We start from the raw sequence: 26,705 nt of genomic DNA on the forward strand, positions 1-26,705 counted from the left end.
CGGATGATAACGCATGGGCCGCGAACGTGGTCGTGGGCCGACTCGCGTCCGCGGCCATTGTCTGATGAAATGGTCTTACAAAACGAGTATTCAATATATCGGTCGGCTCCGCTGACCGGTGGTGCGAGACAACGCGAGGAGACTAGTCGTGGCGAATCGGGAAACGACGCAGGGGCTCGAGCAAGTGGATGCCGTGGTGGTCGGCACCGGGTTCTCGGGAATCTATCAACTCCACAAGTTACGCGAGCAGGGGTTCTCCGCCATCGCCTTCGAGACGGGCGAGGACGTGGGCGGCACTTGGTACTGGAATTGCTATCCCGGTGCCCGCTGCGACTCGGAGAGTCATTACTACCAGTACACCTTCTCCGACGACCTGCTCCGGAACTGGCAATGGAGCGAGCGCTTTCCGGCGGGGAGCGAGGTGCAGCGCTACCTGTCGTTCGTCACGGATCGGCTGGGATTGCGCCCCCATATCCGTTTCTCGCGCCGGGTGACCAGCGCCACCTACGACGCGTCCGACGATCACTGGCTGGTCGAGACCGACGGCGGCGACCGCGTGCGCGCGCAGTTCTGCATCATGGCCACGGGCTTCGCCTCCAAGCCCCAGGTGCCGGACATCCCCGGCCTGGAGGATTTCGCCGGCGAGTGGCATCACACCGCCCGCTGGCCGCATGAAGGCGTGGACTTCCAGGACCGGCGCGTCGGCGTGATGGGCACCGGCGCCACCGGTGTGCAGGTGATCCAGCAGGCGGCGCCGCGCGCGTCCCATCTCACCGTCTTCCAGCGCACGCCCATCATGGCCATGCCCATGCAGCAGCGGCCGATGGACGACGCCACCTGGCAGTCGTATATCGATGACATGGACAATATCCGCGCCAGCATGCGGCGGACCTTCGGCGGCTTTACCTTCGATTTCGACGAGCGCCTGGCCACCGAGGTCTCGGCCGAGGAGCGCGAGGCCCTCTACGAGGAACTCTGGCAGGCCGGCGGCCTCCGGTTCTGGGTGAACAATTTCATGGATCTGCTCATGGACGAGCGGGCCAACGCCACGGCCTACGACTTCCTGCGCCGCAAGGTGCACGCACGGGTCAAGGACCCGGACATGGCCGAGGCCCTGTGCCCGAAGACGCCGCCGCATCCGTTCGGCACCAAGCGGCCGTCGCTGGAGCAGGGCTATTTCGAAGTCTTCAACCGCGACAACGTGACCCTGGTCGATACCCGGCGGACGCCGATCGAGCGTGTCACGGAGCGCGGCATCGTCGCCGGTGGCGTCGAGCACCCCCTCGATGTGCTCGCGTTCGCCACCGGCTTCGACGCCGTCACCGGGGGGCTGGCCAAGATCGATATCCGCGGTCGCGACGGCGTCGGCCTGGCCGAGCGCTGGGCCGACGGGCCGCGTTCCTACCTGGGCATGCAGGCGGTGGATTTCCCCAACCTGTTCTGGCTCTACGGGCCGCAGAGCCCGTCCGGCTTCGCCAACGGACCGTCGGCCATCGAGCCGCAGGTGGAGTGGCTGACCGATTGCCTGGTCCACATGCGCCGCGAGGGGCTGCGCCGGATCGAGCCCACCGAGCGGGCCCAGGAAGACTGGGTGTCGATGTGCGACCAGGCGGTGGCCGAGACCCTGTTCCCCAAGGCAAACTCCTGGTACATGGGCGCCAACATCCCGGGCAAGCCGCGCCAGATCCTGTTATATCCCCTGGGCATGGGGGACTACTACCAGCGTTGCTCGCAGGTGGCCGCCAACGGCTACGAGGGCTTCGCGCTGGCCTGACGCCCCCGCACCACGGTACGCAATCGGGACGACACCATGATCGGATACACCACCCTCGGCACCAATGACCTGTCCGCGGCGGCGGCGTTCTACGACGCGCTGCTCGCCGAGCTCGGCGCCAAGCGTTTCCTGGAGACCGACCGCCTGATCGCCTGGGCGGTGGCGCCCGGCCAGCCGATGTTCGCGGTGTGCACTCCCTGGGACGGCAATTCCGCCACGCCGGGCAACGGCAACATGGTGGCGCTGGCGGCCGGCTCGGAGGAGGGCGTGCGCAAGCTGCACGCCCGCGCGCTGGAGCTGGGCGCGACCGACGAGGGGGCGCCCGGCGAGCGCATGCAGGGCTTCTATGGCGGCTATTTCCGCGATCCGGACGGCAACAAGCTGGTGGCCTTCACCATGGGCTGATCGGTGCGCCGGCGGAGGCGGGGTGCCGTCCGCCGGTTAGCCGCGTGCCCGGCTATTGCCGCGGGGCGGCGTGCCGGGCGATGAAGCGCTTGGCGTGCGGCGCCGTTTCCTCCCGGTAGCGGCGTCCCTTGAAGATGCCGTAATGGCCGACGCCCTCCTGGACGTACGCTTCCTTCATGTCGTCGGGCAGGGCGGTGGCTAGGTCCAGGGCGGCCGCGGTCTGGCCCACGCTGACCATGTCGTCCTGGGCGCCCTCCATGGTCAGGATCGGCACGTCGCGGATATCGGCGCAGGTCACCGTCTCGCCGCGATACTGCATCCGGCCCTCGGGGAGCTGCTGGTCGACGAAGACCCGCTCCAGCGTCTCCAGGTAGAACTCCGCCGGGGTGTCCATCAGGGCGAAATACTCATCGTAGAACTCGCGGTGCTTGTCGGCCTCCTCCTCACGGCCCAGGCAGACATTCTTGAAGAACTCGGCGTGCTTGCCCAGGTGCAGGCGCGGGTTCATCGACAGGAAGCCCATGATCTGCAGCGCGCCCGGATAGACCTTGCGTCCGGCGCCAGGGAAGCGGGCCGGCACGCGATGGATGGCGGCGAGCTTGAGGTGGTTCAGGTTCAGCTTCCGCGACCGCTTGAGCATGTCGTTCGGATTCACGCGGATATCCACCGGCCCGGCCATCATCGACAGGGTGCGCGGCCGGCAGGGATGGCCGCGTTTCGACATCGCGGCGGTCGCCACCAGGGCGGGCACGGCGGCCTGGCAGATCGCGAACATGTGGGTGTCGGGTCCCAGCGTCTCCAGGAACTCGATCAGGTAGGACACGTAATCCTCGAAGCCGAAGGGGCCCGCCTCGCGCGGCACCAGGCGGGCGTCGCGCCAGTCGGTGACGAACACCTCGTGGTCGGGCAGGAACGCCTCGTAGGTCTCCTTGGAGAGAGTGGCGTGGTGACCCGACACCGCCGCCACGAACAGGACCTTGGGCGCGTCCGCGGGCAGGCCCGCGCGCCGGAAGCGCAGCAGGTCGGCGAACGGCTTGCGCAGCATCGTGGTCCGGCGCACCGGGTGGTCCTCGCCGTCGATACGGACGTCCGGATAATCCCAGGACTGCTTGGGATAACTCTTGAGCAGCCGCGTGACGGATTCGAGCGTGGCGGCCTGGAAACGGCCGACGGGAGTCCGCGACAGCGGGTTCAGGCGCGAGCGCGCCAGCTCGCCGGCGGCCGACAGGCTGGCGACGGTCGGGCGCAGCGTCTCGCGTTGCAGATCGAAAAGGGTGTATCGCATGCCGTCTCCGGGAAATGGCTGTGGCGAAGGGGCTCAGGCGTAGGCCAGGTACAGCATCGTGCCGACCAGGGCGGGGCGTTCGCTGCCCTCGATCTCCATCGTGACCTCGACGCGGTGGAGCACCCCGTCGCCCTTGGACTGGGCGTCGAGCAGGCGCGCCCGCGCGCGGACCCGGCTGCCGCTGGGCACCGGCGAGGTCAGCCGCAGCTTGTCGATGCCGTAGTTCACGAGCATGCGGGCGTCGTCCAGAACCAGCATCTCTGCCAGCAGACCGGGGATCAGCGAGAGCGTCAGGTAGCCGTGCGCCACCGTGCCGCCGAAGGGACCCTGCGCCGCCCGTTCCGGATCCGTGTGGATCCATTGATGATCGTCGGTGGCGTCGGCGAAGCGGTCGATCCGTGTCTGGTCGATCGTGAACCAGTCCGAGGCGCCGAGATCGACGTCGCCGGCCTCGCGCAGTTCGTCGACGGTCATGTGCGTGGCCATCGGTGTTCCCCTTGTCATGTGCCGGTAGGGGGTCCATGTTACGGGATAGAAATCCGAATTACAGACTGCCGTGACCTGTCATGGCGACGGCGAGAAAAAACATGCAGCGAGATGACGAGATCGCGGCGCGCGCCGCGGAGGCGGTCGGCGGCGCCGAGAACCCCGGTGCGGTCGATATCAAGCAGCTCCTGTCCGCGACCCGGCCGTTGTTCGATCCCGGACGGGTCTCGCGCGAGACATTCCAGCTCGGGATCGAGCTCCTCAAGGTCCTGGCCGGGGCGTCGGACGTCGAGATCGATCCCAAGGATCGCCGCTTCCGGGATCCGACCTGGCAGGAGAATCCCTTCTACCGCCGGCTGGCCCAGGCCTATTTCGCCTATTGCCGGGCGGTCTCGCGGTCGGTGAGCGAGGACCTGGACTGGCGCAACCGGGAGCGCGCGTTGCTGCTGGTGGACGTGATCACGGCCGGCGTGGCCCCGACGAACGCGTTGCCGGGCAACCCCGAGGCCCTGAAGCGCGCCTTCGAGACCGGCGGACGCAGTCTGCTGGACGGGGCGCGCAATTTCCTCCACGACCTGCGCCACAACCGGGGCATGCCCAGCCAGATCGATCCGTCCCGGTGGCAGCTCGGCGACAACCTCGCCGCCACGCCGGGCGCCGTGGTGTTCCGCAACGAGATCCTGGAGCTGATCCAGTACCGGCCGCAGACCGCGCGGGTTCGCCGGCGGCCCCTGTTGCTGATCCCGCCGCAGATCAACAAGTTCTACTTCCTGGACCTGTCGCCGGGGCGCAGCTTCATCGAATACGCGGTGCAGCAGGGCATGCAGGTGTTCGTGGTGAGCTGGCGCAATCCCACGCCGGCGCACCGGCACTGGAACCTGGACAGCTATTGCGAGGCCCTGCTGGAGGCGACCGACGCCGTGCGGGCCATCGCCGGCACGGACGACCTCAACACCTACGGGTTCTGCGCCGGCGGGATCACCATGTCGGCGCTGCTGGCGCACCTGGCGGAGGCCGGTGACGAACGCGTCCACGCCGCCTGCTACACGGTGACCCTGCTGGATTTCTCCGAGCCCGCGCTGATCGGGTCGCTGCAGTCGGCGCCGTTGCTGCGGGCGGCCAAGTACCGCTCGCGCCGCAAGGGCATCATCGAGGGCCATGCCATGCGGAACCTGTTCAACTGGTTCCGCCCCAACGACCTGGTCTGGAGCTTCTGGGTCAACAACTACCTCATGGGCAAGTCGCCGCCGGCGTTCGACATCCTGGTCTGGAACAACGACAGCACCAATCTGCCGGCGGCGCTGCACGCGGATTTCCTGGATATCTTCGAGCGCAACGCGCTGTGCCGTCCGGGTGGCTGGACGGCGCTGGGCACGCCGGTGGACCTGGGGCGCGTCACCCTGGACAACTATGTGACCGGCGCGGTCAACGACCACCTGACGCCCTGGAAGGCCTGCTACCGGACCACGCACCTGCTCGGCGGCGAGAGTACCTTCGCGCTCAGCCACGCCGGCCACATCGCCAGCATCGTCAATCCGCCCGGGAATCCGAAGTCCAGCTACTGGATCGGCGAGGAAGCGGTCGCGGAACCGGAGGACTGGTTCGCGAATGCCGACAAACGCCAGGGCAGTTGGTGGGAGCACTGGCTCGACTGGATAAGCGCGCGTTCCGGCGAGGAGGTCGAGGCGCCGGCGCGGCTCGGCAACGAGCGTTTCCCCGCCGGCGAGCCGGCGCCCGGCACCTACGTCCACCAGCCGGAGTAAGGGCACGGATCCGCCGGCCCGGCCGCGCATGACGCCGGAAGCGGGTTCCCGATAAAGAACGGGGCCCCGGCAAGGGGCCCCGTCCGTTCCCGCCTAGCGGGGTTCGCGGGCTACAGTTCCACGCGCTGGAACAGCAGGTCCGTCATTTGGACGGTGCCCGCCGGCGTCTTGTCGAAGACAACCTCCAATGCCTGCAGGTGCTGGAAGTCCACGCCTTCGAATTCCGTCAGCGGGATGTCCACGGCATTGAGCGTGGTCTTGCGCGAGCCATCCTCGTCGTAGTGGTCGTCGCCCGGCGGGTAGAACAACGCGGCGCTGTAGTCGCTGGCCGTGAGCACGGCGCGTTCGCCGTCGACGTCCTCGAGGACGATGTCGAAGTCCTGGCCGCCGACGTTGTCGAGGTCGTCGTGCGAGATGCCGACCCGGAAGGACACCACCTGGTAGTCCGTGACGTCGAGGTCCATCAACTCGGTACGGTATGTCGACGGCACATCCCAGCTCATGTAGAGCATCTCGGCGGTGTTGTAGGTGGGCACGGCCATGTCACAGCCTTCGCCCGGCCGGCCGTCGGTCTGGCAGGTGCCATAGTCCGAGAAGCCGTAGAAAGTCACCGCGCCACCCAGGTTGTTGGTGGTCAGGCTGGCCGAGTCCAGGGTGTCGTCGATCAGCAGCCGGTAGTCGGGCGGGGCGAGGATGCTGAGCAGATAACGGTCCTCGCAGGGGGCGACGCCGTCGGGACAGATGTTGTCGGGCACCGTTGTCTGACCGTTCCAGTAGTCGGCGAACTGGGTCTCGCCGCCGATGAAGTACCGGAAGAACGAACTGATGAAGAACAGCCCCTGCGCCTGCTGCAACTCGATCGAATCGCGTCCGTTATCGGGGGCGTTGGTACCGCACCAGGCGTCGTTCAGGTCGTTGTCCCAATAGACCCAGTCGTCCGGATTGGAATCGGTGGCCCATACCGAATTGTAGTAGTTGTGATTGGCGCCCATGGGGATGAGCTGGAACTTCGGATAGGGATCGCCCGGATCGGCGTAACGGGACGTGTCGAAAGCGAAGTTGCCCATCAGGTCCTCGACGTCGCCGTCGCAGTAGCCGGCCAGCGAGAGGAAGGCCACATTGGAAACGGTCTGGACGTTGTAGTCCGTCGGCGCCAGCGAGAATACCGCGGTGATGTTGTGCGGGTTCATTTGCCGGCGGTTGTAGATGACCGTCTTGTTGACGCCCTCGCCTCCGCGGGAGTGGCCCATGATGCCGATGGCACTCATGTCGAGCTTGCCCAGCAGCATGTCCAGGCCCTGCCCGCCCATATCGTTGATGTCGCGGAATTCGTCCAGGGTCCGAACGACCAGCGCGGCCCGTGCCTGCGCACCGGTATCGCCGCTGCTCGGGCCGCTGTCGTTGTCGTTGATGTCGTTGGCGTCGACCGAGATCACGGCGTAGCCGTGACTGACGAGATTTTCGCTGATGTACTCGTAGCCACGGTAACTCGGGATCGGGTTATCGCAATCGTCGTCGTCGATGCCCCATCCGTCATAGCAGGTGCCGTGCCGGCCGTGCAGGAACAGGACCAGCGGGAACGGTCCGGCCTCGCCTTCCGGATACTGGATATAGCCGTGTATGTCGGTCTCGTAGATGTCCCCGTTCTTCGGATCGGTCACCTCCATGCGACCGAAGTCGTACTCCTCCTCGGCCACGGTATAGGCACCCATGGGCGAGGGATCGGCTGCGATGCCGGTGTAGACGCTGTCGGGCGCCGCCGAGCCGGTATCACCGTCATCGCCGCCGGACGAGCTGTCGTTACAGCCGGCCAGCCCCAGGGCGGCGGCGAGCCATAGCGCGCTCATGACCTTGAAACGGATTGGTGAGCGTAAAGTCCCCATGTCGGATGTCCCCTTCTGTTGACCGGAATCGGAGGCCGGTTCGGGGCCTTTCGGTACGTCCCCGGTGGCGGCCTTTTTGGTTGTGCCGGACGTTCCTGGACGGATCGAGGCGTTGCCCCGCGAGGTTCGTCTCGGCGGTCGACGCGACACCGGGTCACGGCGGCGGGAATGCGAGGAAGGACGATTCCCGTCGGCCGCGGTGACGATGGCGCGTCGGCAGTGATTCAGCACGTAACGTGCCAGGCCTTCGAGGGAAGGGGAAAAGTTAATTATTTCATGAGCATTTATGGCGATGTAAGCTATTTCTTACACGGGAAGACTTCCGTAATTGCCCTGTATTGAAGCGAAATGTAAGCGATTGGGCCCTTGCGTTGTGCATCGCACAATTTCAGTTCATTGGTTTTATATGCACCAAAAAGGGGCTAAATAATTATTTTTCATTTTTATTACATAAAAATAACATTGAAAACGTCACGGAAGGCGCTGTTTACATCTTTTTATGTAATTGGTGTCACGCTGCTCCGCCCTGCCTTCGGCCGTCGGTCTGCCAGAACGTCCGTATCTGGCATTCTTCTTGTATCGATTCTGGAATGGCTCGAATCCGGAAGATCGGTATGGCGCCCGGGGCGATGATGCGGCTCGCGGTTTTACCCCGGTGGCGGTTGTGGTGCGGCGTGCCGATGTTGGTTCTCGCCGTCGGCTGCGGCGGTGGCGGCGGCGGGCAGGAAGATGACGGCGCCGCCCCGGATGGCCTGGACGCCGCATTGCTGCGTCTGGCCGGTGAACGGCACGGCATGGACGGCGATCCCGCGAGCGAACGGGGCCTGGTCCAGGTGCCGCCCGACAGCGATCCCATGGTCAAGTTGGGACAGATCCTGTTCTTTTCGCAGACGCTCTCGGGTGGCTTCGACAGTGCCTGCGGCACTTGTCACCATCCGGACTTCGCCGGTTCCGACGGGCTTTCGATCGCGGTCGGCGTCGTGCCGGAAAGGCGCTCCATCGTCGGCCCGGAGCGGCGGGTGGATCATCGGCGGGATCCGGATCCACGAGCCGACGGCGGTCCCAACATGCATCGGAACAGCCTCACCACCTTCAATGCCTCGTTGTTTGACCGGGCCATGATGTACGACGGTCGCGTCTTCGTGCTCGACGACCGGATAGTGCCCGGCGGGCACGGCCAGGATATACGCACGCCGGAGTCGGGGAATACCGCGGACACCACGCCCCTGGACGGGCTCATGGAGTTCAATACGAAGAACCCCCTGGTCAACGACAACGAGATGCGGGGGTTTCTCTACACCGATCTGACGACGCCGGTCGCCTACCGCGAACGTCTGGTCGCGCGTCTGCGCGGGCAGGCGGATACCCGCTACCTGGATGATCCGGTTGCCGCGGCCGGAAACTGGCTGGCGCTGTTTCGCGACGCCCTCGGCGAACCTCGCGGCACCGCGGAGGAATTGATCACGATCGGCGTCGTGCAGCGCGCGCTGGCGGCCTACATCGATGCCGCTATCTTCGTGGATACGCCATGGCGCTCGTACCTGGAAGGCGATCGTTCGGCCCTGTCCCGGGACGCCAAGCGCGGGGCGTGGCTGTTCCTGGCGCCGCCGGACGAGGGCGGTCTCGGCTGCGCGGTCTGTCATGCCGGGGACCGGTTCACTGACGAGGGCTATTACAATGTCGGCTTCCCGCAGATCGGTCGCGGCTTCGGGCGGGCAGACCGCAAGGATTTCGGACGTTGGTCGCAGAGCCGCCGTGCCGAGGACATCCATGCCTTCCGCGTGCCCAGCCTGCTCAACGTCGCGCGTACCGCTCCCTATGGTCATGCGGGCACGTTTGCCTCGCTCGCGCGGACCATCGCCTACCACGCCGATCCGAAAGGGCAGGTCGATCTGTTCGATTTCAGCCTGCAGCACCTGGAACAGTTCCGGGGGCGCGGGTCCCTCTACGGTTATGCCGAGTCGCACACGCGCGAGGCGATGGCCGCCGGCAGCTTTACCGCGGTCGAGCGGCTTTTACCGCGGCGAGCCCTTGGCGCCGACGAGTTGCGGCAATTGACGGCGTTCCTCGAGAGCCTGACCGACCGGTGTGTCGCGGACCCGTCTTGCGTGGGCCGCTGGACGCCGGCCCCCGGCGAGGATCCGGACGGGCATCTGCTTGTGCGCGGCGACGGTACCGCCGCGCCGGTCGATATCGATGCCGAAAGGCCCGCGCACTACCCCGACGAGGTCGCGCTCGCGTTTCCGGGGCTCGCGCCGCGCGCGACTTTCGCCGACGTCGAGGATTGCGCGCCGGCGCCCGCTCTGGGGGATAACACGGGCGAAGCCCGCTTTACATTGCGTTCCGCTGACCCCGGTTTCGGTCTCGCCGACCCGCACGGTTTCAGCGCGGAAACATGGTTCGTCGAGGATCGTTCGCAGCTAGAGGCGGTAATGATCGCCGGCGGTGTCACCGCAACCTACCTCAACGACGATTGCTGGCCGGATCTCGCCTTCGCCGGCGGCGACATTGCCGGTATGCGTTTCTACGAGAACCTGGCCGGTACCGCCTTCCGGCCATTATCGGGCTTGCTGGACGGCGATCCGGGCAGCGCCTTCACCGGCGTGGCCGTGGCGGACCTGGACGGGGACTACCGCCGCGAGTTGCTGTTGACCAATCTTTTCGAAGGCGAGATACCGATCTACTCGCCGACGGCCGGCGGGCGTTATGCACGGATCGCCGGATTGCCCATGGCCCGCCATACCTTTGCGATCTCGTTCTCGCCGCTCGACGAGACCGGCTACCCCTATTTCTATACCTCGCACTGGTCGGCCGGAAGCGGCAACGCCGGCACATCGCCCGCCCTGTGGCGCAATGACGGCCGCCTGTTGCGGCCGTGGGACGAGGAGGCGGGGACAACCTCCGCGCACGTGGATCAGCGTTTCAACTTTACTTCGAAATTCGTCGATCTCACCGGGGACGGCCATGCCGACCTGTTGATCGCATCCGATTTCGGGACCTCCCAGACCCTGGTCAACGATGGCGACGGCGGTTTCGTCAACGTCACGGACGAAGAGGTCGTCACCGACGAGAACGGCATGGGTGCCACCCTGCTCGACGCCGACAACGACGGCGGACTGGAATGGTTCGTGACCTCCGTCATGCACCCGGGCCGGGACAAACCCGCCGGCAATTGGGGCGTGACCGGCAACCGCCTGTACCGGAACGTCGGCGCCGGCGGGCACCTCCGGCTGGAGGATGTCACGGACGCCGCCGGCGTGCGCGACGGCGCCTGGGGCTGGGGTGCCTGTGCCGCCGATTTCGACAACGATGGTTTTGTCGATCTGTTCCACGTCAACGGTTTCGGGCATATCCCCGCGTCGGTGGACGACGGCCGGACCAAGGAGAAATATGATCGGAGCACGGCGGCGTATTTCCAGGACAAGCCCGCGCGGCTGTTCATGAACGATGGTGACGGCACCTTCACGGAACGTGCTTCGGCCTGGGAGATAGACACGCCTTCCGAGGGACGCGGGGTGGTGTGTTTCGACTATGACCGGGATGGCGACGTCGACGTGGTCGTGCTGGATCACTCCCGCGGGTTCCAGTTCTTCGAGAACCGGATCGGACACGGCGAGGGGCGGCGTTTCCTGGCCGTGAGACTGGTGGGGGCGGCGCCCAACACGGACGCCATAGGCGCCCGTGTCCGGGTCACGGCCGACCCCGGCAACGGCCACGGTAGCCAGACAATGCAGCGGCTGGCCCAGGCCGCCAGCAACTACAGCAGTCAGAATCCGCCGGACCTGCACTTCGGTCTCGGCACGGCAGCGAAGGTCACGCGGCTAAGCGTGACGTGGCCCGACGGGACCGAGCTGGTCTGCGACGAAATTCCGGCCAACCGTTTCCTGGTGCTGGACCGGCGTGATGGTTCGGCCGCCTGTGCCGCGCCTTGAACCGCCGCCGAAAGTAAAATTTTTTATATAATAAAATCAACAAGTTATGATTCAATCGCGTAGTCTCTCCGTTTCGACCGTGCGGTTTTTCCTCATTGTTGCGTTTTAGTTACTGAGGCGCCCCACACGGGCCGTGCCCGCGGGCGCCGGAATTGGGTTCGACGGTTTCCGGTCGACCGCCTCGGCGATCGGCGCGGATGCCGGGACAGCGCGAGAGGTCCGCGGGCCGCTCGGCGCGCTATTCCTGTTGGCAGGCAGATATTCCGCCAGATGAGGGACACGATGAGACATCAGACGACGAAGCGACGCGCCGGTCCGCCGCTGGCGGCGGGTGCGGCCCTGGCCGCCGTAGTGGCGGCCGCGGGCATGCCGGCGGCCGCGGAGAAGCTGGATTCGGCCCTGGAGAACAGCGAGCGCGCGGTCGAGGACACGCAGGGTTCGCAGCAGCGGATCGATCAGCTCGACGCGCAGGCCCAGAAGCTGCTCAACGACTATCGCGCGAACCTCAAGCAGTTGGAGCAGTTGCGCCGCTACAACCAATCCCAGCGGCGCCAGATCGACGCGCAGGAGCGCGAGTTGACCTCGCTGCGCCAGGACATCGACAACATCTCCAGTCTGCAGCGTTCGGTGCAGCCGCTGATGGAGGACATGCTCGACGCGCTGGAGAAGCTGGTGGCCGCGGACATCCCGTTCCTGCCCGCCGAGCGCCGCGACCGCATCGAGCGCCTGAACGCGATCATGGACGATCCCGAGCAGTCGCCCGCGCAGCGCTATCGTCTGATCGTCGAGGCCTACCAGATCGAGAACGAGTACGGCCGCACCATCGAGGCCTATCGCGGCGACGTCACGGTGGACGGCACCGAGTACGAGAACGCGGAGTTCCTGCGCATCGGCCGCCTCGGTCTGGTCTTCAAGACCGACGACGACAAGGTGCTGAAGATCTACGACGCCGACGCCGATGCCTGGCGCGATCTCGACCATGCCTTCATGGACGAGGTGAAGACCGGCCTGCGCATGGCGCGGGAGCAGATTCCCCCGAAACTCCTGACGGTGCCGCTCCCCGCGCCGGAACAAGCGAACGAGCAGGAAGGATAGGCAGATCATGAACACGGCGATCACCAACCGAGCCCTCCGTCCCCGTCTTCGCCTGCTGGGCGCGGCCCTGCTCGCGGCCGCGACCGCGCTTCCGGCGGCCCCGGCCGCGCTCGCGCAATCCGGCGGGCAGGAGGCGGACAAGTCCCCGCTGACCCTCGACGAGGCGGTGCGCGCCATCCGCGAGGAGCGACGCGCCGTCAGCCGCGAGAACGAGGCCCGCGAGCGCCGCTTCCTGGAGAAGCGCAACGAGCGGCAGGCCGAGCTCCGGCGTATCCGCCGGCAGGTCGAGGAGGCCGAGCAGCAGGCCGCGCAACTGGAGCGCGTGCGCAACGAGAACGAGCGCAAGCTCGACGAACTGCGTCAGCAGCTCGCGGAGCGCCAGGGCGAGTTCGGCGAGCTGTTCGGCGCCGCCCGCGCCGCGGCCGCCGACCTGCGCGACCAGCTCAAGGATTCGCTGGTCTCGGCGCAGTTGCCGAACCGTGGCGACAAGCTGGACGAGATCGCCCAGGCGGGCTCCCTGCCGACCGTCGAGCAGCTCGAATACCTCTGGTTCACCCTCTTGGAGGAGGCGCGCCAGCAGGCCAAGGTGGTGCAGTTCGACGCCGGCGTCGTGGGCACCGACAACCAGCCGGTGCAGCGCGAGGTCACCCGCGCGGGGCCCTTCGTGGCCTTTTCGGACGGCCGTTTCCTACAGATGGTCAACGGCCGGCTCAAGTATCTGGCGCGCCAGCCCGGCGGCGGCGCCAACGCGGCCGCCGAGCGGGTCGAGACATACGAGGGCGACGGTTTCGTCGCCGGCGTGATCGACCCGTCCCTCGGCTCGCTGCTCAGCCTGGTGGTGGAATCGCCGACGCTGCTCGAGCGCATCCAGCAGGGCGGCGGCATCGGCTACGCCATCATCGTGGTGGCCCTGGCCGGCGTGCTGCTGGCCCTGTACAAGTGGCTGTCGCTGACGCTGGTGGCCCGCAAGGTGCAGGCCCAGGCGCGCAGCATGGAGCCCTCCCGCGACAATCCGCTGGGCCGGGTGATGCTGGCCTACGAGGAGAACCGCGGCACCGATATCGAGACCCTGCAGCTCAAGCTGGACGACGCGGTGCTCAAGGAGTTGCCGCGCCTGGACAGCGGCCTGAACATCGTCAAGGTGCTGGCCGCGGTCGCGCCGCTGATGGGCCTGCTGGGTACCGTGATCGGCATGATCGTGACCTTCCAGGCGATCACCCTGTTCGGCACCGGCGATCCCAAGTTGATGGCCGGCGGCATCTCGCAGGCCCTGGTGACCACCGTGCAGGGTCTGATCGCGGCGATCCCGCTGCTGTTGCTCCACACCTTCGCGTCCGGCGCTTCGCGCCGCGTCGGCGAGGTGCTCGAGGAGCAATCGGCGGGCATGGTCGCCGAGTACGCCGAGAAGCGCGGCTGATCGGGGCGCTGGCGCGATGGACCTGCTCAACCCGGCCAACGCGTTCGCGGCGATCGCCGAATACCTCCGGGCCGGCGGCCCGGTGGTGGTGGCGATCCTGGTGTCCACCTTCCTGATGTGGGTGCTGATCGTGGAGCGCCTGATCTACTTCGCCACCACCGAGCGTGCCCTGGCGCGGGAGAAACGCGAGACCTGGGCCGCGCGGGAGGACCACGCTTCCTGGTTCGCGCATGCCATCCGCGAGCGTCTGATATCCGAGCAACGGTTGGCCAACCAGCAATACCTGGGCGTGATCAAGGTGCTGATCCTGGTCACCCCGCTGCTGGGCCTGCTGGGCACGGTCACCGGCATGATCGAGGTGTTCCAGGTGATCACCTCGACCGGCGCCTCCAACGCCCGGCTGATGGCCTCGGGCATCTCCAAGGCGACGATCCCGACCATGACCGGCCTGGCGGTGTCGCTGTCCGGCATCTTCTTCATCAATGTCCTGGAGCGACGCGGCACGCGGACGGTGGCCGGGCTGGCCGACAGCCTGGACATCCATGTCGCGCCCGACACGGCGGCAAGCGGGGATACGGCATGACGCGCAGACTGACCCGCAAGCAGGAGGAACAGGCGGAGGTGAACATCACGCCGCTGCTGGATATCGTGTTCATCCTGCTGATCTTCTTCATCGTCACGTCGACCTTCCTGCAGGAGCAGGGCTTCGGCCTGAACTCGCCCAGTGACGAGCCACCGGAGGACGACACCCGGCCACCGCCGACCCTGATGCTGTCGGTGCAGGCCGACGGTTTCGTCCGGGTCAACAACGTGCGCCTGATCGACCCGCGCTCGGTGAAGCCGGTGGTCGAGGAGTTCACCGCGCGCGAGCCCCGCGGCGTGGTGCTGGTCAACGCCGCGCCCAAGGCCAAGGCCGAAACCACGGTCACGGTGCTGGACCAGGCGCGGCTGGCCGGGGTCGAACCCGCGGTCGGACTGCAGGAATCGCGGCGCTGACGGCCGCCCAAGCAAGCGGGAAACGGAACGTTAAGCCATGCTGAAACGACGGTCACCGAAGGTCGCGCGCAACGGCGAGGACGAGGAAGACGTCAACGTCACGCCGTTGCTGGATATCGTGTTCATCATGCTGATCTTCTTCATCGTCACGGCGACCTTCATCAAGGAGCCGGGCGTCGAGGTCGACCGGCCGGAGGCCGAGAGCGCGAAGGAGCAGAAACTCGTTTCCATCCTGGTGGCGATCACCGCGGACAACGAGATCTGGATCAACCGCGAAAAGGTGCCGCTGGAGGGCGTCAAGGCCGCGATCGAGCGGCTTCGGCGGGAGAACCCGCGCGGCAGCGCGGTCATCCAGACCGACGCCGAGGCCCACACCCGCTACATGATCGAGGTCCTGCAGCGTATCCGCGAGGCGGGTGTGTCCGAGGTCGTCGCCGTCTCGACCAAGCGAAGCTGAGGGAACCGGATGCGATCGATCGCGCGACTCTTTACCGGCTTGCCCGCCGCCTTCCTGGTCACGGCGCTGCTGTTCCTGATCCTGGCCGCGCTGATCCACCAGGACGAGGAGGTCCGGCTCTCCGAGGACCGCTCGGTGGAAATCAACGTCACCCGGCAGCTCCAGGACTCCACCACGCGCGAGCAGGCGGAGTTCCAGCGGCCCGTGCTCGACCAGCCGCCGCCCCCGCCGCCGGCGGTCAACGATCCCAGTTTCCGGCCCAAGGTCTCGGGACAGATCGGCGAGCTGCCGGACTTCTCCCAGGCCGATCTGGATATCGGTACCGGTTTCAATCCGGACCGCGACGCCCAGCCCATGGTCCGCATCCCGCCGCAGTATCCGGGCCGCTGCCAGTCGCGTGCCGCGCCGGTCGAGCGCGTGGTGGTGGAATTCGATGTCTCGCCCGAGGGCCAGGTCGTGAACGCCCGGGCCATCGATTCCACCAATAGTTGTTTCGACCGGGCGGCCATCCGCGCCGTCGAGCGCTGGAAGTACGAGCCCAAGTTCGAGAACAACCGGCCGCAGCCGCGCTACGGCGTGCGCACCAGCTTCAAGTTCAAGAAGGCGGAATGACGCGGATGCGATACGTGAAGGCCTTACTCATCGGTTTTTCGCTGGCGCTGGGCGCGGTCGCCGCGGTGCCGGCGCTCGCCCAGCAGGACGGACAGGAGGAAGGGCGGGAGTCGCAGCGCGCGAAATCGCTCGATCCCCGGGTCGCCAAGCAACTGATGGGGGCCTACGAGGACCTGCAGAACGATCGTTACGCCGACGGGGTGGCCAAGCTGGACGACCTGCTGGCAAGCCGCGGCGATGCCATGAAGCCCTTCGACCTGGCCTCGGTGCTGCAGATCCGCGGCTCCGCGCTGGCCAACCTTGAGCGCTACGACGCCGCCCTGGACGATTTCCAGCGCGCCCTGGAACTGGGCGCGCTGCCCGATGAGCAAAATGTCCAGTTGCGTTTCAACGTGGCGCAACTCCATTTCCGGGCCGAGAACTACAGCGAGGCCATCCGCCACCTCAGGCTCTGGATCGAGCAGGCGGAGAAACCCGATCACAAGGCCTACTACATGCTCGCCGCGGCCCACTATTATCGCGAGGAGTACCGCGAGGCGGTGTCCCCCGTGCAGCGCGCGATCGAACTCTCGCCCAAGGCCAGCAGGCGCTACTACGAGCTGGCCAACATCATCTACGCCCAGGCCGGCCTCGACCGTCGGCGCGTGCCGCTGCTCAAGCGCATGGTCGAGTACTGGCCGGACGAAAAGACTTACTGGAAGCAGCTCGCGGCCGTCTACAACCAGACCGGCCAGCAGCGCAAGTCCTTCTCGACCCTGGAAGTGGCCTACCGCAACGGGCTGATCGACGAGGCGGACGACATCCTGTCGCTGGCGCAGTTCTACTCCGTCTACAACAACCCGCACCGCGGCGCCGAGCTGCTGGTGAAGGAGATGGAGCGCGGCCGGGTCGAGCGCAGCGTCGACAACCTGGAATTGCTGTCGCAATTGTGGAGTCAGGCCCGCGAGCACAAGAAGGCGATTCCGGTGCTGCGGGAGGCCGCGCGCAAATCGGACACCGGCGAGCTTTCCTACCGCCTGGGCCAGGTGTTGCTGGCCGACGAGCAGAACGAGGCCGCGGCGCGTGCCCTGGAGGCCGCGGTCGAGAAGGGCGGCTTGCCCGAGGACAAGCGCGCGGACGCATGGATGCTGCTGGGCACCGCCCGGTTCAACCAGGCCGGGCCCGGCGACCGCGAGCAGCGCGCCGAGGCGGACGCGGCCTTCGCCAGGGCGCAACGTTTCGACCAGACACGCCAGCGTGCCAAGGAGTGGCGCGGCTATATCGCCGCCATCAACCGCACCGAAAGCCGGCAGGCATCGCTCGAGGCCAAGCAGGAGGCGCGGCTCGCCGAAGCGGCACGCCAGCGCCAGCTCACCTCCTGCCGCGCGCAGCGCCTGTCCGGCGCCGAGCTCAGCGAGGAGTGCGAGGCCCTGTTCCGCGAATTGGCCGAGGACGGCGGCGATGGCACACCGGCGCCGGAAGACGGGGGCGACGACTGACGCCGACCCGGTTTAGACTGCCGCGGATGGCGCCCAGGAAGGGCGGCCATGACCATCATCACACAGGGAGGTGAACCGCATGCACCGGGAAACGATCCCGCGGGGGCGTCCGTTCCCGCTTGTCCCGATCCTGGTCATCATCTGGGCGTGCGCGGCCGCCGCCGGCGACCGCATCCGTCACGAGCGTGCCGAGCCGCCGGTGTCCTGGGAGACGCGGGACGGCCGCATCGACCACGGCAGCGTCTGCCGGGACTATCGCCGGGGTTCCATCGAGTACCGCGATTGCCGTGTCCACGCCGTCGAGCTCTTCGAGACACGCTGCCGCGAGCACACGGCGCGGCTCCGCGACGCGGGGCGGCAGGCCGGGCCGGCGTTGCGCCGGCGTCGCGAGATGTATTGCAGCGCGGCCGCCGGCTATCGGCCGCTGGATTGAGGCGGCCGGCTCAAGAGGACTCGACGTCCGCGTGACGCACCTCGCCGGGCAGGGTCGCGCCACCGACGGCGGTGTTGTTGCGCGGACGGGCCAGCTTGGCGCGGTAGAGTCGCGTGTCGGCGTATTCCAGCACCAGATCGGCGGTGTTGCGGTTGATGGATCCGCGGCCGTCGAACCGGTCCGGCGTGATGAGCACGCTGCCCACGCTGACCGTCAGGGGCAGGCCGGCGTCGGCCAGCGTTTGCTGGATGCGCCGGGCCAGGATGTCGGCGCCGTTGTCGGTGACGTCGTACCAGACCACGCAGAATTCGTCGCCGGCATAGCGCGCGGCGCAGTCCAGCGGCCGGTTGACGAGCTGGCGCAGCACGGCGGCCAGGCGCCGCAGGTTGCGGTCCCCGCCCAGATGTCCGTACTTGTCGTTGAACGACTTGAAGTCGTCGACGTCGATCATGGCCACCGCCACCGCGCGGCGGTCGCGGCGACCCATGTCCAGTGCCAGTTTGAGCGAGCGGTAGAGCGTGCGCCGGTTGGCCAGGCCGGTGAGGAAATCGCGCTCCATGTGGCGATGCAGCCGCCGCCGGAAGAGGAATTCGTAACGCTCGGCCCGCTCCAGCAGGTACTCGCCGATCAGCGCCAGCAGGGTGACCGCGCCCAGGAAATAGAGCGCGTACAGCAGGGGGCGCGCCTCGCTGGCGGCCCAGAGCTGGCTGGCGAGATAGAGCACGAACACCGCGGCGCAGAGCGCGAGCACGTGAAAGAAGCGCAACCCCGTGAACAGGCAGGCGAAGATCACCAGCGTGATGGTGGCCTCCCAGGCGAACGGCGGGCGGCCGCCGCTCGCCGGCAGCGTCGCCAGCAGGGCCGAGAAGGCGAGCGCGGTCCAGGCGACCAGCGCCAGCACCGCCCATTGCAAGTGGGCCGGCTGCAGTCGTCGCGGCAGGGTGGCGGCGAAAACCATCTGCGGCGCCGCCACCGCCAGGAGCAGCACGGCCGACTGGCCGGGGGTCAGGTGATGCCCCAGCCACAGGTAATCGAACACCACGAACACCACCTGCAGAAGGGCCGCGGCCACCAGACCGGCCGCCAGCAGGGGCCGGCGCCGTTCCAGCTTGGTGTCGCGGAAAAAGCGTTCGAGCTCGGCCTTGAAGCGGATATCGAGCCAATGGCCGCGGCGGCGCCAGACGGCGGCCAGCGCCGGCAGCGGGCCGGACTGCGGTGACGACATAACCGTGTGCTCCTTACTCCGGCGGTGCCGAGCCCTGACGGATTCGGGATCCCGGCCGCCGGGTCCATGCGTCCATGCTTGCCTTCGGCCGGCGATTTCCGCGGAGATCGGCGAACGGATACGCGCGGGTTGTGGGCGTATTGGAAAGTGCTTCAATCGGATCGATGTCCGGCCCGTCCGGTTGCCGCGGCCGAGGTACACGGCCCGAAGCAGAACATTACTGGAATCCGGGCGGATCGTCCTCCGCGTGAATTCGATGAACGGTGTAGGGCCGGACCGATAATTGCTGTGGGATTGCATGTTAGCGCCGGGCGCATAAGCCGCGGCCGACGGGCCGTAGGTATTCGCTTACGGCATCCGCCGTGTTTCGCCGCTACAGGCGGCACCCGCCGCCATGCAAAAAGAGGGCTGGCCAAAAGTCGGGCATGTGCACGGCGCGGGAAACGTTTCCCGGGCACGCTCGACTGTGTGGCGGATGGCGCCGCCGGCGGCCGAGCGGGGCGCCGGGAGCGCGCACGCGAATCGGACACACGGCGACGGGATATGGCGGCCGCTCCGCCGGACGTGGTGATAGCCGCCGTCGCCCAGCCAGGGGGGAAGGTATGCCAGAGGTGCCGGCCGGCGGTGCCGGATCGAACCGCATGCGCCCGGATCGCGGGAGGATCGTACCGGCCCAGGCCGCCGCGGCCGTGCTGGGCGGCCTGCTGGTGGCGGGCCTGGCCATCGGTATCATCGCCCGCGGCCTGCAGGGTTATGCGCCCGACGCGGCCAATTTTCTCTTGTTCTTCCTGATCTGGGCCCTGGCCGGTTTCGCCGCGGTGCAGGCGCCGGGGCCGGGCAAGGCGTGGCGGCGGATGCTGATCGCCGCCGGTTGCCTGTGCCTGCTCTGGCCGTTGGCCTCGTATTACCCGTTCGTCGGCTCGGAGATGCCCGGCGAGGACCGGGAGGGCGTGACCGCCCGGATGCCCGCCGGGATGCTGGCGGTATCGTCGTGGTTGGCACTGGGCCTGGTGCTGCTCGCCGCCGGCTGGCACTGCGGCCGCCGCGACGGCGGCCGCGTGGATCAGCGGACGCTGGCCGAGCGCGTGCGCAAGGGCTCCTGAGCCGCCGTTTCAGTCGTCGTCTTCGCCGCGGGTCATAGGAGTCACCGCCCCGATCATGGTGCGCACGTGGATGTCGCGCTGCGGGAACGGGATCTCGATGCCGTGTTCGCGGAACGCACGCGCGATCTCGGAGCGGATTTCGTGCGACAGCGGCATGATGTCGAGCATCCGGCGCACGAAGATGCGCACCTCGAAGTCGATGCTGCTGTCGCCGAAGTTGACGCAGAATACCGCCGGCGGCGGATCGCCGGCGATCTTGGTGTTGCGTTCGACCACGTCGGTGAGCACACGGTGGACCTGGTCGATGTCGGAGGCGTAGGCGACGCCCACCCGGATGATCACGCGGGTGATGGCGTCGGACAGGGTCCAGTTGGTCAGCTCCTGGGTGACGAAGGTCTTGTTGGGGACGATCTGCTCCTTGCGGTCCCAGTCCGTCAGGGTCGTGGCGCGGATGCGGATGCGGGTGACCGTGCCGGTCTTGTCGCCCACCGTGACCGTGTCGCCGACCCGGATCGGCCGTTCGAACAGGAGGATGATGCCGGAGACGAAGTTGGCCACGATCTCCTGGAGGCCGAAGCCCAGTCCCACGCCGAGGGCCGCGACCAGCCACTGTAGCTTGGACCACTGCGCCCCGATCAGCCCCAGGGCGACGATGGTGCCGACGATCACGATGGCGTAGGTGCCCAGGGTGGTCGCCGCGTAGCTGCCGCCGGGCCCCAGCCGCAGGCGGCTCAGGAGCGCGACCTCGAGCATGCCCGGCAGGTTGCGCGCGGCCAGTACCGTGAGCGCGCCCACCGCCAGCGCGAGCAGCAGGTCCTGCAGGGACACCGCCACTGGTTCCGCCCCCTCGATCGCCGGCGCCACCCGCCACAGGGTGACCCCGTCCAGGATGCCCAGGGCCGGAATCACGTCCGACCAGAGCGCGAGCAGGCCGGCCACGGCGACCACGCCCACCAGCAGCCGCAGCAGGGTCTGGGTCTGGGTGTTGATCGCCTGCAGGTCCATGCCGGGCTCGTCCACGGTCGCGGGCATGCCCTCGCCGGCGGATTCGGCCGCCTCGCGGGAAGCGCTCATGGTTCGCTCGGTCTCGCGTTGCTCGCGCCGCCGCGCCAGGGCGAGGCGGCGTTCGCGTATCGCCAGGGCCCGCAGCGCCAGGTGGTGCAGGATGATCACGGCCACCAGCCAGCAGGCGGTCAGAAACAGCGTGGATTCGAGCTGCACCGCCGTGTAGTGGTAGCCGTACAGCGCGAAGGCCGTCAGCGCCACCGGCAGCGCGACCGCGACGACTCGCAGGCCGCGCAGCCACGCGGCGATCCGGTCGCCGGCCTCGCGCTCCACCGCACGCAGGATGGCATGGGCGAACCAGGCGAGGGCGATCGAGGCCACGGCGAAGGTGGCGCGCCCCAGGCTGTCCCGGTACTGCTCGCCGACCGGCGCCTCGGTCAACGCCGTGAGCACCGTGGCCGGTGCCAGGATCAGCAACAGGCTCGGCGCGTCCAGGCGGATCGCGCGCAGCACGCGCTCGCCCCAGCGGAAATGACGTGCCGCCAGGCCGTCCCGGCGCGCGAGATTGAACAGGAACGACAGCAGCAGGAACACGAAGGCCGCGTCTCCCAGCCCCGCGCCCAGCGCGCGTCCGAAGCCGTCGGTTCCGGCAAGGGTCCGATCCGCCAGGATCAGGGCCACGGGCCAGGGCAGGGACAGCACGACCGTGCAGCCCAGGGCGGCGAGTGTCGCGGTGAAGCGGTCGCGCTCGACCCGCCCGATATCCGCGGCGCTGTCCGTGAGCCGGCGCCGGAACCAGCCCCGGCTCGCAAGCAGGCCCGCGAGCAGCAGGCTCAACAACAGCAACGACCCGGCGTTGGCGCGCATGGAGCCGGGCAGTGCGGCCGCGGTCGTTCGCCATTGGCCGGGGTTCGCCAGCCAGCCCCAGGAGCGCAACACGTCCATCGCCGTGTCGCGGTCCGCGGTCGGCGCGCTGGGCAGCCAGAACAGCCGCTCGCGGAGCAGGGCCTGGTAGTCGCCGATGCGTTCGCGCATGGCCCGGCTGACCCGGAAGTAGTCGTTCAGCAGGCCGATGTACTCGTCCACCGCGTCCCCGAGCTCGGCGATCAACTCGGCGCGGCGGTCGGCGCCGTCCTCGGCCTGGGACAGGCCCGCGGCCAACTCTTCCAGCCGGAACTGCTCGATGCGGGCGGCCTCGATCTGAGACTGCACCGACGCGAGCAGATCGGCGTCGAAATGCTGGCTCTGGAGGCGGTCGAGCCGGCGGCGCAGCAGCGACGCGAACTCGCCCGAGAGGTCCAGGCCGGCGGTGCCCAGGCGTTGCCGCAGCCCCTCGTATTCGGACGTCAGGCGTGTCAGCCGCTTGTTGAGCTCATCCAGGCGCCGGCGCAGCTCGGCCACGGCGCGTCGCCGTTCCGCCAGCGCCGTTTCCAAGGCGGCCGTTTCCGCGCGGATGCCGGCACCGGATTGGGCCGGCTCGACGAGCTCGATCTCGGCGGGCGCCGGCGGCGGCTCGTCGAGGACGGCGACCGGTTCCCGGGCGGCGCCCGTCGCCGTCCAGACGACCAGCGCGGCCAGCAGCAGGCCGGTCCGGCACCGGCGCGGGACGCGGGAATCGGACAGCGGTCGTGAGCCCAGGGTCGTCGGGTTCATGCGGCGATCGGTTCCTTGGTTCGGGTAGCCGGATAGTGCCGGTATCGTCGGCAGCGGTGGCCCCCTGTCGACGCCGGCGGCCACCGGACCAGTATACTCGTGGGGACCCATCCGCCACCGGATCGACGATGCAGGCCAGCGAACGGACAAGCGGCGGCGCCGCAGGGCCGTCGCCGACGACCGCGGCGGGACGCGGGCGGTTGGCGGTGTGCCCCGCCTGCGACTGGGTCATGCGTCTGCCCGATCTCGCGCCGGGGGAGTCGGCGCACTGTCCCCGCTGCGAACGCCGCGTGGCGACCGCGCGGCGCGGCGGTCACCAGGCCGAGATCGCGCTGAGCGTGGCCTGCCTGATACTGCTGGCGATGGCCCTGCCGTTCGATTTCCTCGGTTTCGAGACGCGCGGCGCCGACCGCGACATCGTCCTGCTCGACACCGCGGCGGCGTTGTTCGACTACCGCTACGTGTTCCTCGGGGCGCTGGTCGCCGCCACCACCGTGGTGCTGCCCGCGCTGTATCTTTCGATCGCGCTCTACCTGAGTGCGGGGTTGGCCCTGGACCGGCCGCTGCCGGGGGCGCGCCTGCTGGGGCACGCCCTGCAGCCGATCCGGCCCTGGCTGATGAGCGACGTGTTCCTGGTCGGGGTCCTGGTGAGCCTGGTCAAGATCGTGTCGCTGGCCGAGATCCGCCTGGGGCCGTCCTTTCTCGCGTTCGGGATTTATGCCGTGCTGTTCCTGCAGACCCTGACGCTGTTCGAGCATCGCCGTTTCTGGGAGCGCTTCGGCGAGGGCGGCGGCCTGCCGCGCACGCTGACGGCGGGCCGCCCGGCCGCGGCCCAGGGGCTGCGCGCCTGTGCCTCCTGCGAGCACCCGGCGCCCGCGGACGGGCGTTGTCCGCAATGCGGCCGGCGCCACGCCGGCGTCGGGTTCGACCGAATCGAGGCCACCTGGGCCCTGCTCCTGGCGGCCGCCATCCTGTACGTGCCGGCCAACGTCTATCCCATCATGCGTACCGACTGGCTCGGCGACAGCCGGCCCTCGACCATCGTCGGCGGTGTCCTGCAATTGGTGGACAGCGGTTCCTGGCCGATCGCGGCGGTGATCTTCACCGCCAGTATCGTGGTGCCCATCGGCAAGATCGCCGCCCTGGCGTGGCTGTGCCTGTGCGCGCGGTCGCACCGGCCGCGCGGCCGGCGCACCAACATGCGGCTGTACCGGCTCACCGAGGTCATCGGCCGCTGGTCCATGATCGATGTGTTCGTGGTCGCGGTGTTGGCCGCCCTGGTGCGGTCCGGCCATATCGTGTCCGTGCATCCCGGGCCGGCCGCGGCGGCCTTCGCCGCGGTGGTGATCCTGACCATGATCGCGGCCATGACCTTCGACGCCCGTTTGATCTGGGAGCCGGACGACGGCCGGCGACGGAGGGTGCCGGCATGAGCGCGGATCTGGAGAACGCCCGCCGCCGGCCGCCGCGGCGGCTGCGGATCTCGCCGGTCTGGCTGATCCCGCTGGGGGCGGCCCTGGTCGGGGCGTGGCTGGTCTACCAAAGCCTGTTGTCCCGCGGGCCGGAGATCGTCCTGCAACTCGAGGACGCCGAGGGTCTGGAGGCCGGCCAGACAGCGGTGAAGGTGCGCAACGTGCCGGTGGGCACGGTGCAGGCGCTGCGCCTGTCCGACGACTACGCCGGTGCCATCGCCGAGGTTCAGATGGACCCGGATACCGAGCCGCTGCTGGTCGCGGACAGCAAGTTCTGGGTGGTCAAGCCGCGCGTCGGTCGCCGCGGCGTGAGCGGCCTGGATACCATCCTCTCCGGCGCCTACATCCAGATGCGGCCGGGGGATGCCTCCGAGCCCGCCCGGCGTTTCCAGGTGCTGGCGCAGCCGCCGGTGACCCAGCCCGGCGTGCCCGGCATCACCATCGACCTGCTCAGCCAGGGGGACAATTCCCTGAACGTCGGCGATCCCGTGGTCTACCAGGGGCAGACCGTCGGCAAGATCGAGGCCGCCAGCTTCGAGCCGGCGGCCATGCGCATGCGTTACCGGGTGTTCATCGAGTCGCCCTACGACGAGTTGATCACCGAGAACACCCAGTTCTGGGGGCGTTCCGGCATCGAGTTCCGGGTCAGCTCCGAGGGGGTGCGCGTGCGTGCCGGCTCGCTGGAGGCGATCCTGGCCGGCGGCGTCAGCTTCGGGGTGCTGGAGGGCATCGTGCCCGGCGAGCGGGTCGAGTCCGGCGCCGACTTCCGGCTGCACGTCTCGCGCGATGCGGCCCAGCAGGACCGTTTCGACGAGCGCATCGACTATGTCGTGCTGTTCGAGGAATCGGTGCGCGACCTGTATCCCGGCGCCTCGGTCGAATACCGCGGCATGCGGGTGGGCACCGTGGCGGATGTGCCGTTCTTCAGCGAGGATTTCGAGTCCACGCTGAACGAGGACTTCCGGATACCGGTACGGATCACCTTCGAGCCGCAGCGGCTGGCGCCCATGTGGTCCGAGCGCACGGTCGCGGACTGGCGCCGGCGCCTGGACGACCTGTTCGATCGCGGGCTGCGCGCCAACATCAAGCTCGCCAACCTGCTCACCGGGGCCATGTTCGTGGACCTGAAGTTCACCGACGCGGGACCGTCCGAGGGGCCGGAGCGCATCGGCGACTACCCGGTGTTCCCGAGCCGCAGCGGTGGTTTCGTCGGTATCGAACAGAAGGTGTCGCGGCTGGTGGACAAGCTCAACGACCTGGAGATACAGCCGCTGGTCACCGACCTGCGCGGCACGCTCGACGAGACCCGGGGCCTGATGGCGAACCTCAACACCCTGTTGGAGGACGACGAGACCCGCCGGCTGCCGGGCCAGTTGCGCGCCGCGCTCGAGGAGATGCGCCGTACCCTGGACGCCTACCAGCGCGGCGAGCCCGTCTACGAGAGCCTGGAGCGTTCCCTGCAGCGCCTCAATCGCGTGCTGGAGGACCTGCAGCCGCTGGCTGAGACCCTGCGGGAACGGCCTGACGCCCTGATCTTCGGCCGCGACGCCGAGGACGACCCGACCCCGAGGGCCGCGCCATGATCCGACGCCTCGCCGCCGTCGTCGCGGGCCTCGGTCCGTGCCTGCTGCTCGCCGCCTGCGCCGCGTCGGTGCCGCCGCCCGAGCGTTATCTGCTGATGCTGCCCGAGCCCGAGCCGGGCCCGTTGCCGGCGCCGGAGACGCGCGTGGCGGTGCATGTGCAGGGTATCCGCCTGGCGGACTATCTCGCGGGTTCCGGCATCGTCTATCAGGTGGGGCCGGGCCGCGTGCACGCGGCCGCGCAACACCGCTGGGCGAATCCGCTGGCCGCGCAACTGCGGCGCGGGCTGCGTGATGCGCTTGCGGCGGATCCGGCCGGCGTGGTGCCGGTGTCCGGGCCGGGTCCCGGCGTGCACCGTCTCGCCGTCGTGGTGGACAGTTTCCAGGGCCGGTTCGACGGTGTCGCCCGCGTGGCCGGCGAGTGGCGCCTGCACGGGCCGGACGGCGCGCTGCTGGTCGGGCGCCGTTTCCGGGTGGATGTCCCCCTGCGCGAGGATGGCTACCCGGCCCTGGTGCGGGCCCTGTCCGAGGCCTGGGGAGACGTGGCCGCCGGGATCGCGGCCGGGATTGCCGATGTGGGCCGTGATGGCTGACCGGTCGCGGGATCGCCGCGGGCGACGGCGGCGGTCCGATGACCGCGCCCACGGGCGT

General features: G+C 68.3%; 21 protein-coding genes. 16 read left to right on the plus strand and 5 right to left on the minus strand.

The features are described 5' to 3' along the window. Nucleotides 1-148: 148 nt before the first annotated feature. Entirely contained in the window at nt 149-1,774 is a 1,626-nt protein-coding gene (locus tag PC39_RS12085; protein ID WP_353253649.1) for a flavin-containing monooxygenase, read from the plus strand. A 36-nt stretch (nt 1,775-1,810) separates the two neighbouring features. Further along, on the plus strand, nt 1,811-2,179 hold the full coding sequence (locus PC39_RS12090) for a VOC family protein (RefSeq protein WP_353253650.1): 369 nt from the start codon (nt 1,811-1,813) through the stop codon (nt 2,177-2,179). Nucleotides 2,180-2,231: 52 nt separating this feature from the next. On the opposite strand, the gene phaZ is transcribed toward PC39_RS12090, so the two are convergent. Beyond that, a complete protein-coding gene (gene phaZ / locus PC39_RS12095) occupies nt 2,232-3,464 on the minus strand; it encodes a polyhydroxyalkanoate depolymerase (RefSeq protein WP_353253651.1) in 1,233 nt (410 codons plus the stop codon). Between the two features lie 33 nt (nt 3,465-3,497). Further along, on the minus strand, nt 3,498-3,950 hold the full coding sequence (locus tag PC39_RS12100) for a MaoC family dehydratase (RefSeq protein ID WP_353253652.1): 453 nt from the start codon (nt 3,948-3,950) through the stop codon (nt 3,498-3,500). A gap of 101 nt (nt 3,951-4,051) precedes the next feature. Here PC39_RS12100 and PC39_RS12105 point away from each other — a divergent pair, with 101 nt between their 5' ends. After that, a complete protein-coding gene (locus tag PC39_RS12105; protein WP_353253653.1) occupies nt 4,052-5,713 on the plus strand; it encodes a PHA/PHB synthase family protein in 1,662 nt (553 codons plus the stop codon). Between the two features lie 110 nt (nt 5,714-5,823). Here PC39_RS12105 and PC39_RS12110 read toward each other — a convergent pair whose 3' ends face one another. Next, entirely contained in the window at nt 5,824-7,560 is a 1,737-nt protein-coding gene (locus PC39_RS12110; protein ID WP_353253654.1) for an alpha/beta hydrolase, read from the minus strand. A gap of 716 nt (nt 7,561-8,276) precedes the next feature. On the opposite strand from PC39_RS12110, the gene PC39_RS12115 reads away from it, so the two are divergent. The 9 genes from PC39_RS12115 (at nt 8,277) to PC39_RS12155 (ending at nt 18,016) form a co-directional block, all read left to right on the plus strand. After that, nucleotides 8,277-11,528 carry an FG-GAP-like repeat-containing protein gene (locus PC39_RS12115; protein WP_353253655.1) on the plus strand — a complete coding sequence of 1,084 codons (3,252 nt, stop codon included), beginning with the start codon at nt 8,277-8,279 and terminating at the stop codon, nt 11,526-11,528. Nucleotides 11,529-11,810: 282 nt separating this feature from the next. Next, nucleotides 11,811-12,623: a DUF3450 domain-containing protein gene (locus PC39_RS12120; protein WP_353253656.1), complete on the plus strand. Its 813-nt coding sequence runs from the start codon at nt 11,811-11,813 to the stop codon at nt 12,621-12,623. A 7-nt stretch (nt 12,624-12,630) separates the two neighbouring features. Further along, nucleotides 12,631-14,040, plus strand: coding sequence for a MotA/TolQ/ExbB proton channel family protein (locus tag PC39_RS12125; protein WP_353253657.1), 1,410 nt, complete (start codon nt 12,631-12,633; stop codon nt 14,038-14,040). Nucleotides 14,041-14,056: 16 nt separating this feature from the next. Then, complete coding sequence (locus PC39_RS12130) at nt 14,057-14,623, plus strand: MotA/TolQ/ExbB proton channel family protein (RefSeq protein WP_353253658.1); 567 nt, start codon at nt 14,057-14,059, stop codon at nt 14,621-14,623. Then, on the plus strand, nt 14,620-15,036 hold the full coding sequence (locus tag PC39_RS12135; protein ID WP_353253659.1) for an ExbD/TolR family protein: 417 nt from the start codon (nt 14,620-14,622) through the stop codon (nt 15,034-15,036). The genes PC39_RS12130 and PC39_RS12135 overlap by 4 nt, the downstream gene beginning before the upstream one ends. A 37-nt stretch (nt 15,037-15,073) precedes the next feature. Further along, nucleotides 15,074-15,493 (plus strand): ExbD/TolR family protein, encoded by a 420-nt coding sequence (locus PC39_RS12140; RefSeq protein WP_353253660.1) that lies wholly within the window; start codon nt 15,074-15,076, stop codon nt 15,491-15,493. 9 nt (nt 15,494-15,502) lie between these two features. Continuing rightward, a complete protein-coding gene (locus PC39_RS12145; RefSeq protein WP_353253661.1) occupies nt 15,503-16,105 on the plus strand; it encodes an energy transducer TonB in 603 nt (200 codons plus the stop codon). A gap of 5 nt (nt 16,106-16,110) precedes the next feature. Next, the gene (locus tag PC39_RS12150; protein WP_353253662.1) at nt 16,111-17,583 is read left to right on the plus strand and encodes a tetratricopeptide repeat protein; all 1,473 of its coding nucleotides are present in this window, start codon (nt 16,111-16,113) and stop codon (nt 17,581-17,583) included. Nucleotides 17,584-17,662: 79 nt separating this feature from the next. After that, nucleotides 17,663-18,016 carry a hypothetical protein gene (locus tag PC39_RS12155; RefSeq protein WP_353253663.1) on the plus strand — a complete coding sequence of 118 codons (354 nt, stop codon included), beginning with the start codon at nt 17,663-17,665 and terminating at the stop codon, nt 18,014-18,016. A 10-nt stretch (nt 18,017-18,026) separates the two neighbouring features. Here PC39_RS12155 and PC39_RS12160 read toward each other — a convergent pair whose 3' ends face one another. Beyond that, nucleotides 18,027-19,241 (minus strand): GGDEF domain-containing protein, encoded by a 1,215-nt coding sequence (locus PC39_RS12160; RefSeq protein WP_353253664.1) that lies wholly within the window; start codon nt 19,239-19,241, stop codon nt 18,027-18,029. 641 nt (nt 19,242-19,882) lie between these two features. Between PC39_RS12160 and PC39_RS12165 the strand changes: the two genes are divergently transcribed. After that, complete coding sequence (locus PC39_RS12165; protein ID WP_353253665.1) at nt 19,883-20,344, plus strand: hypothetical protein; 462 nt, start codon at nt 19,883-19,885, stop codon at nt 20,342-20,344. Between the two features lie 9 nt (nt 20,345-20,353). Here PC39_RS12165 and PC39_RS12170 read toward each other — a convergent pair whose 3' ends face one another. Beyond that, nucleotides 20,354-23,002 (minus strand): mechanosensitive ion channel domain-containing protein, encoded by a 2,649-nt coding sequence (locus PC39_RS12170; protein WP_353253666.1) that lies wholly within the window; start codon nt 23,000-23,002, stop codon nt 20,354-20,356. Nucleotides 23,003-23,130: 128 nt separating this feature from the next. On the opposite strand from PC39_RS12170, the gene PC39_RS12175 reads away from it, so the two are divergent. From PC39_RS12175 to PC39_RS12185, 3 genes are read left to right on the plus strand one after another with little or no spacing between them, the layout of a single operon-like run. After that, the gene (locus PC39_RS12175; protein WP_353253667.1) at nt 23,131-24,435 is read left to right on the plus strand and encodes a PqiA/YebS family transporter subunit; all 1,305 of its coding nucleotides are present in this window, start codon (nt 23,131-23,133) and stop codon (nt 24,433-24,435) included. Further along, the gene (pqiB, locus tag PC39_RS12180) at nt 24,432-26,057 is read left to right on the plus strand and encodes an intermembrane transport protein PqiB (protein ID WP_353253668.1); all 1,626 of its coding nucleotides are present in this window, start codon (nt 24,432-24,434) and stop codon (nt 26,055-26,057) included. Before PC39_RS12175 ends, pqiB begins: the two co-directional genes overlap by 4 nt. After that, a complete protein-coding gene (locus PC39_RS12185; RefSeq protein ID WP_353253669.1) occupies nt 26,054-26,647 on the plus strand; it encodes a PqiC family protein in 594 nt (197 codons plus the stop codon). Before pqiB ends, PC39_RS12185 begins: the two co-directional genes overlap by 4 nt. The last annotated feature ends 58 nt before the right edge of the window (nt 26,648-26,705 follow it).

The organism is Salinisphaera sp. PC39 (assembly GCF_040361335.1).
GTDB lineage: Bacteria > Pseudomonadota > Gammaproteobacteria > Nevskiales > Salinisphaeraceae > APNM01.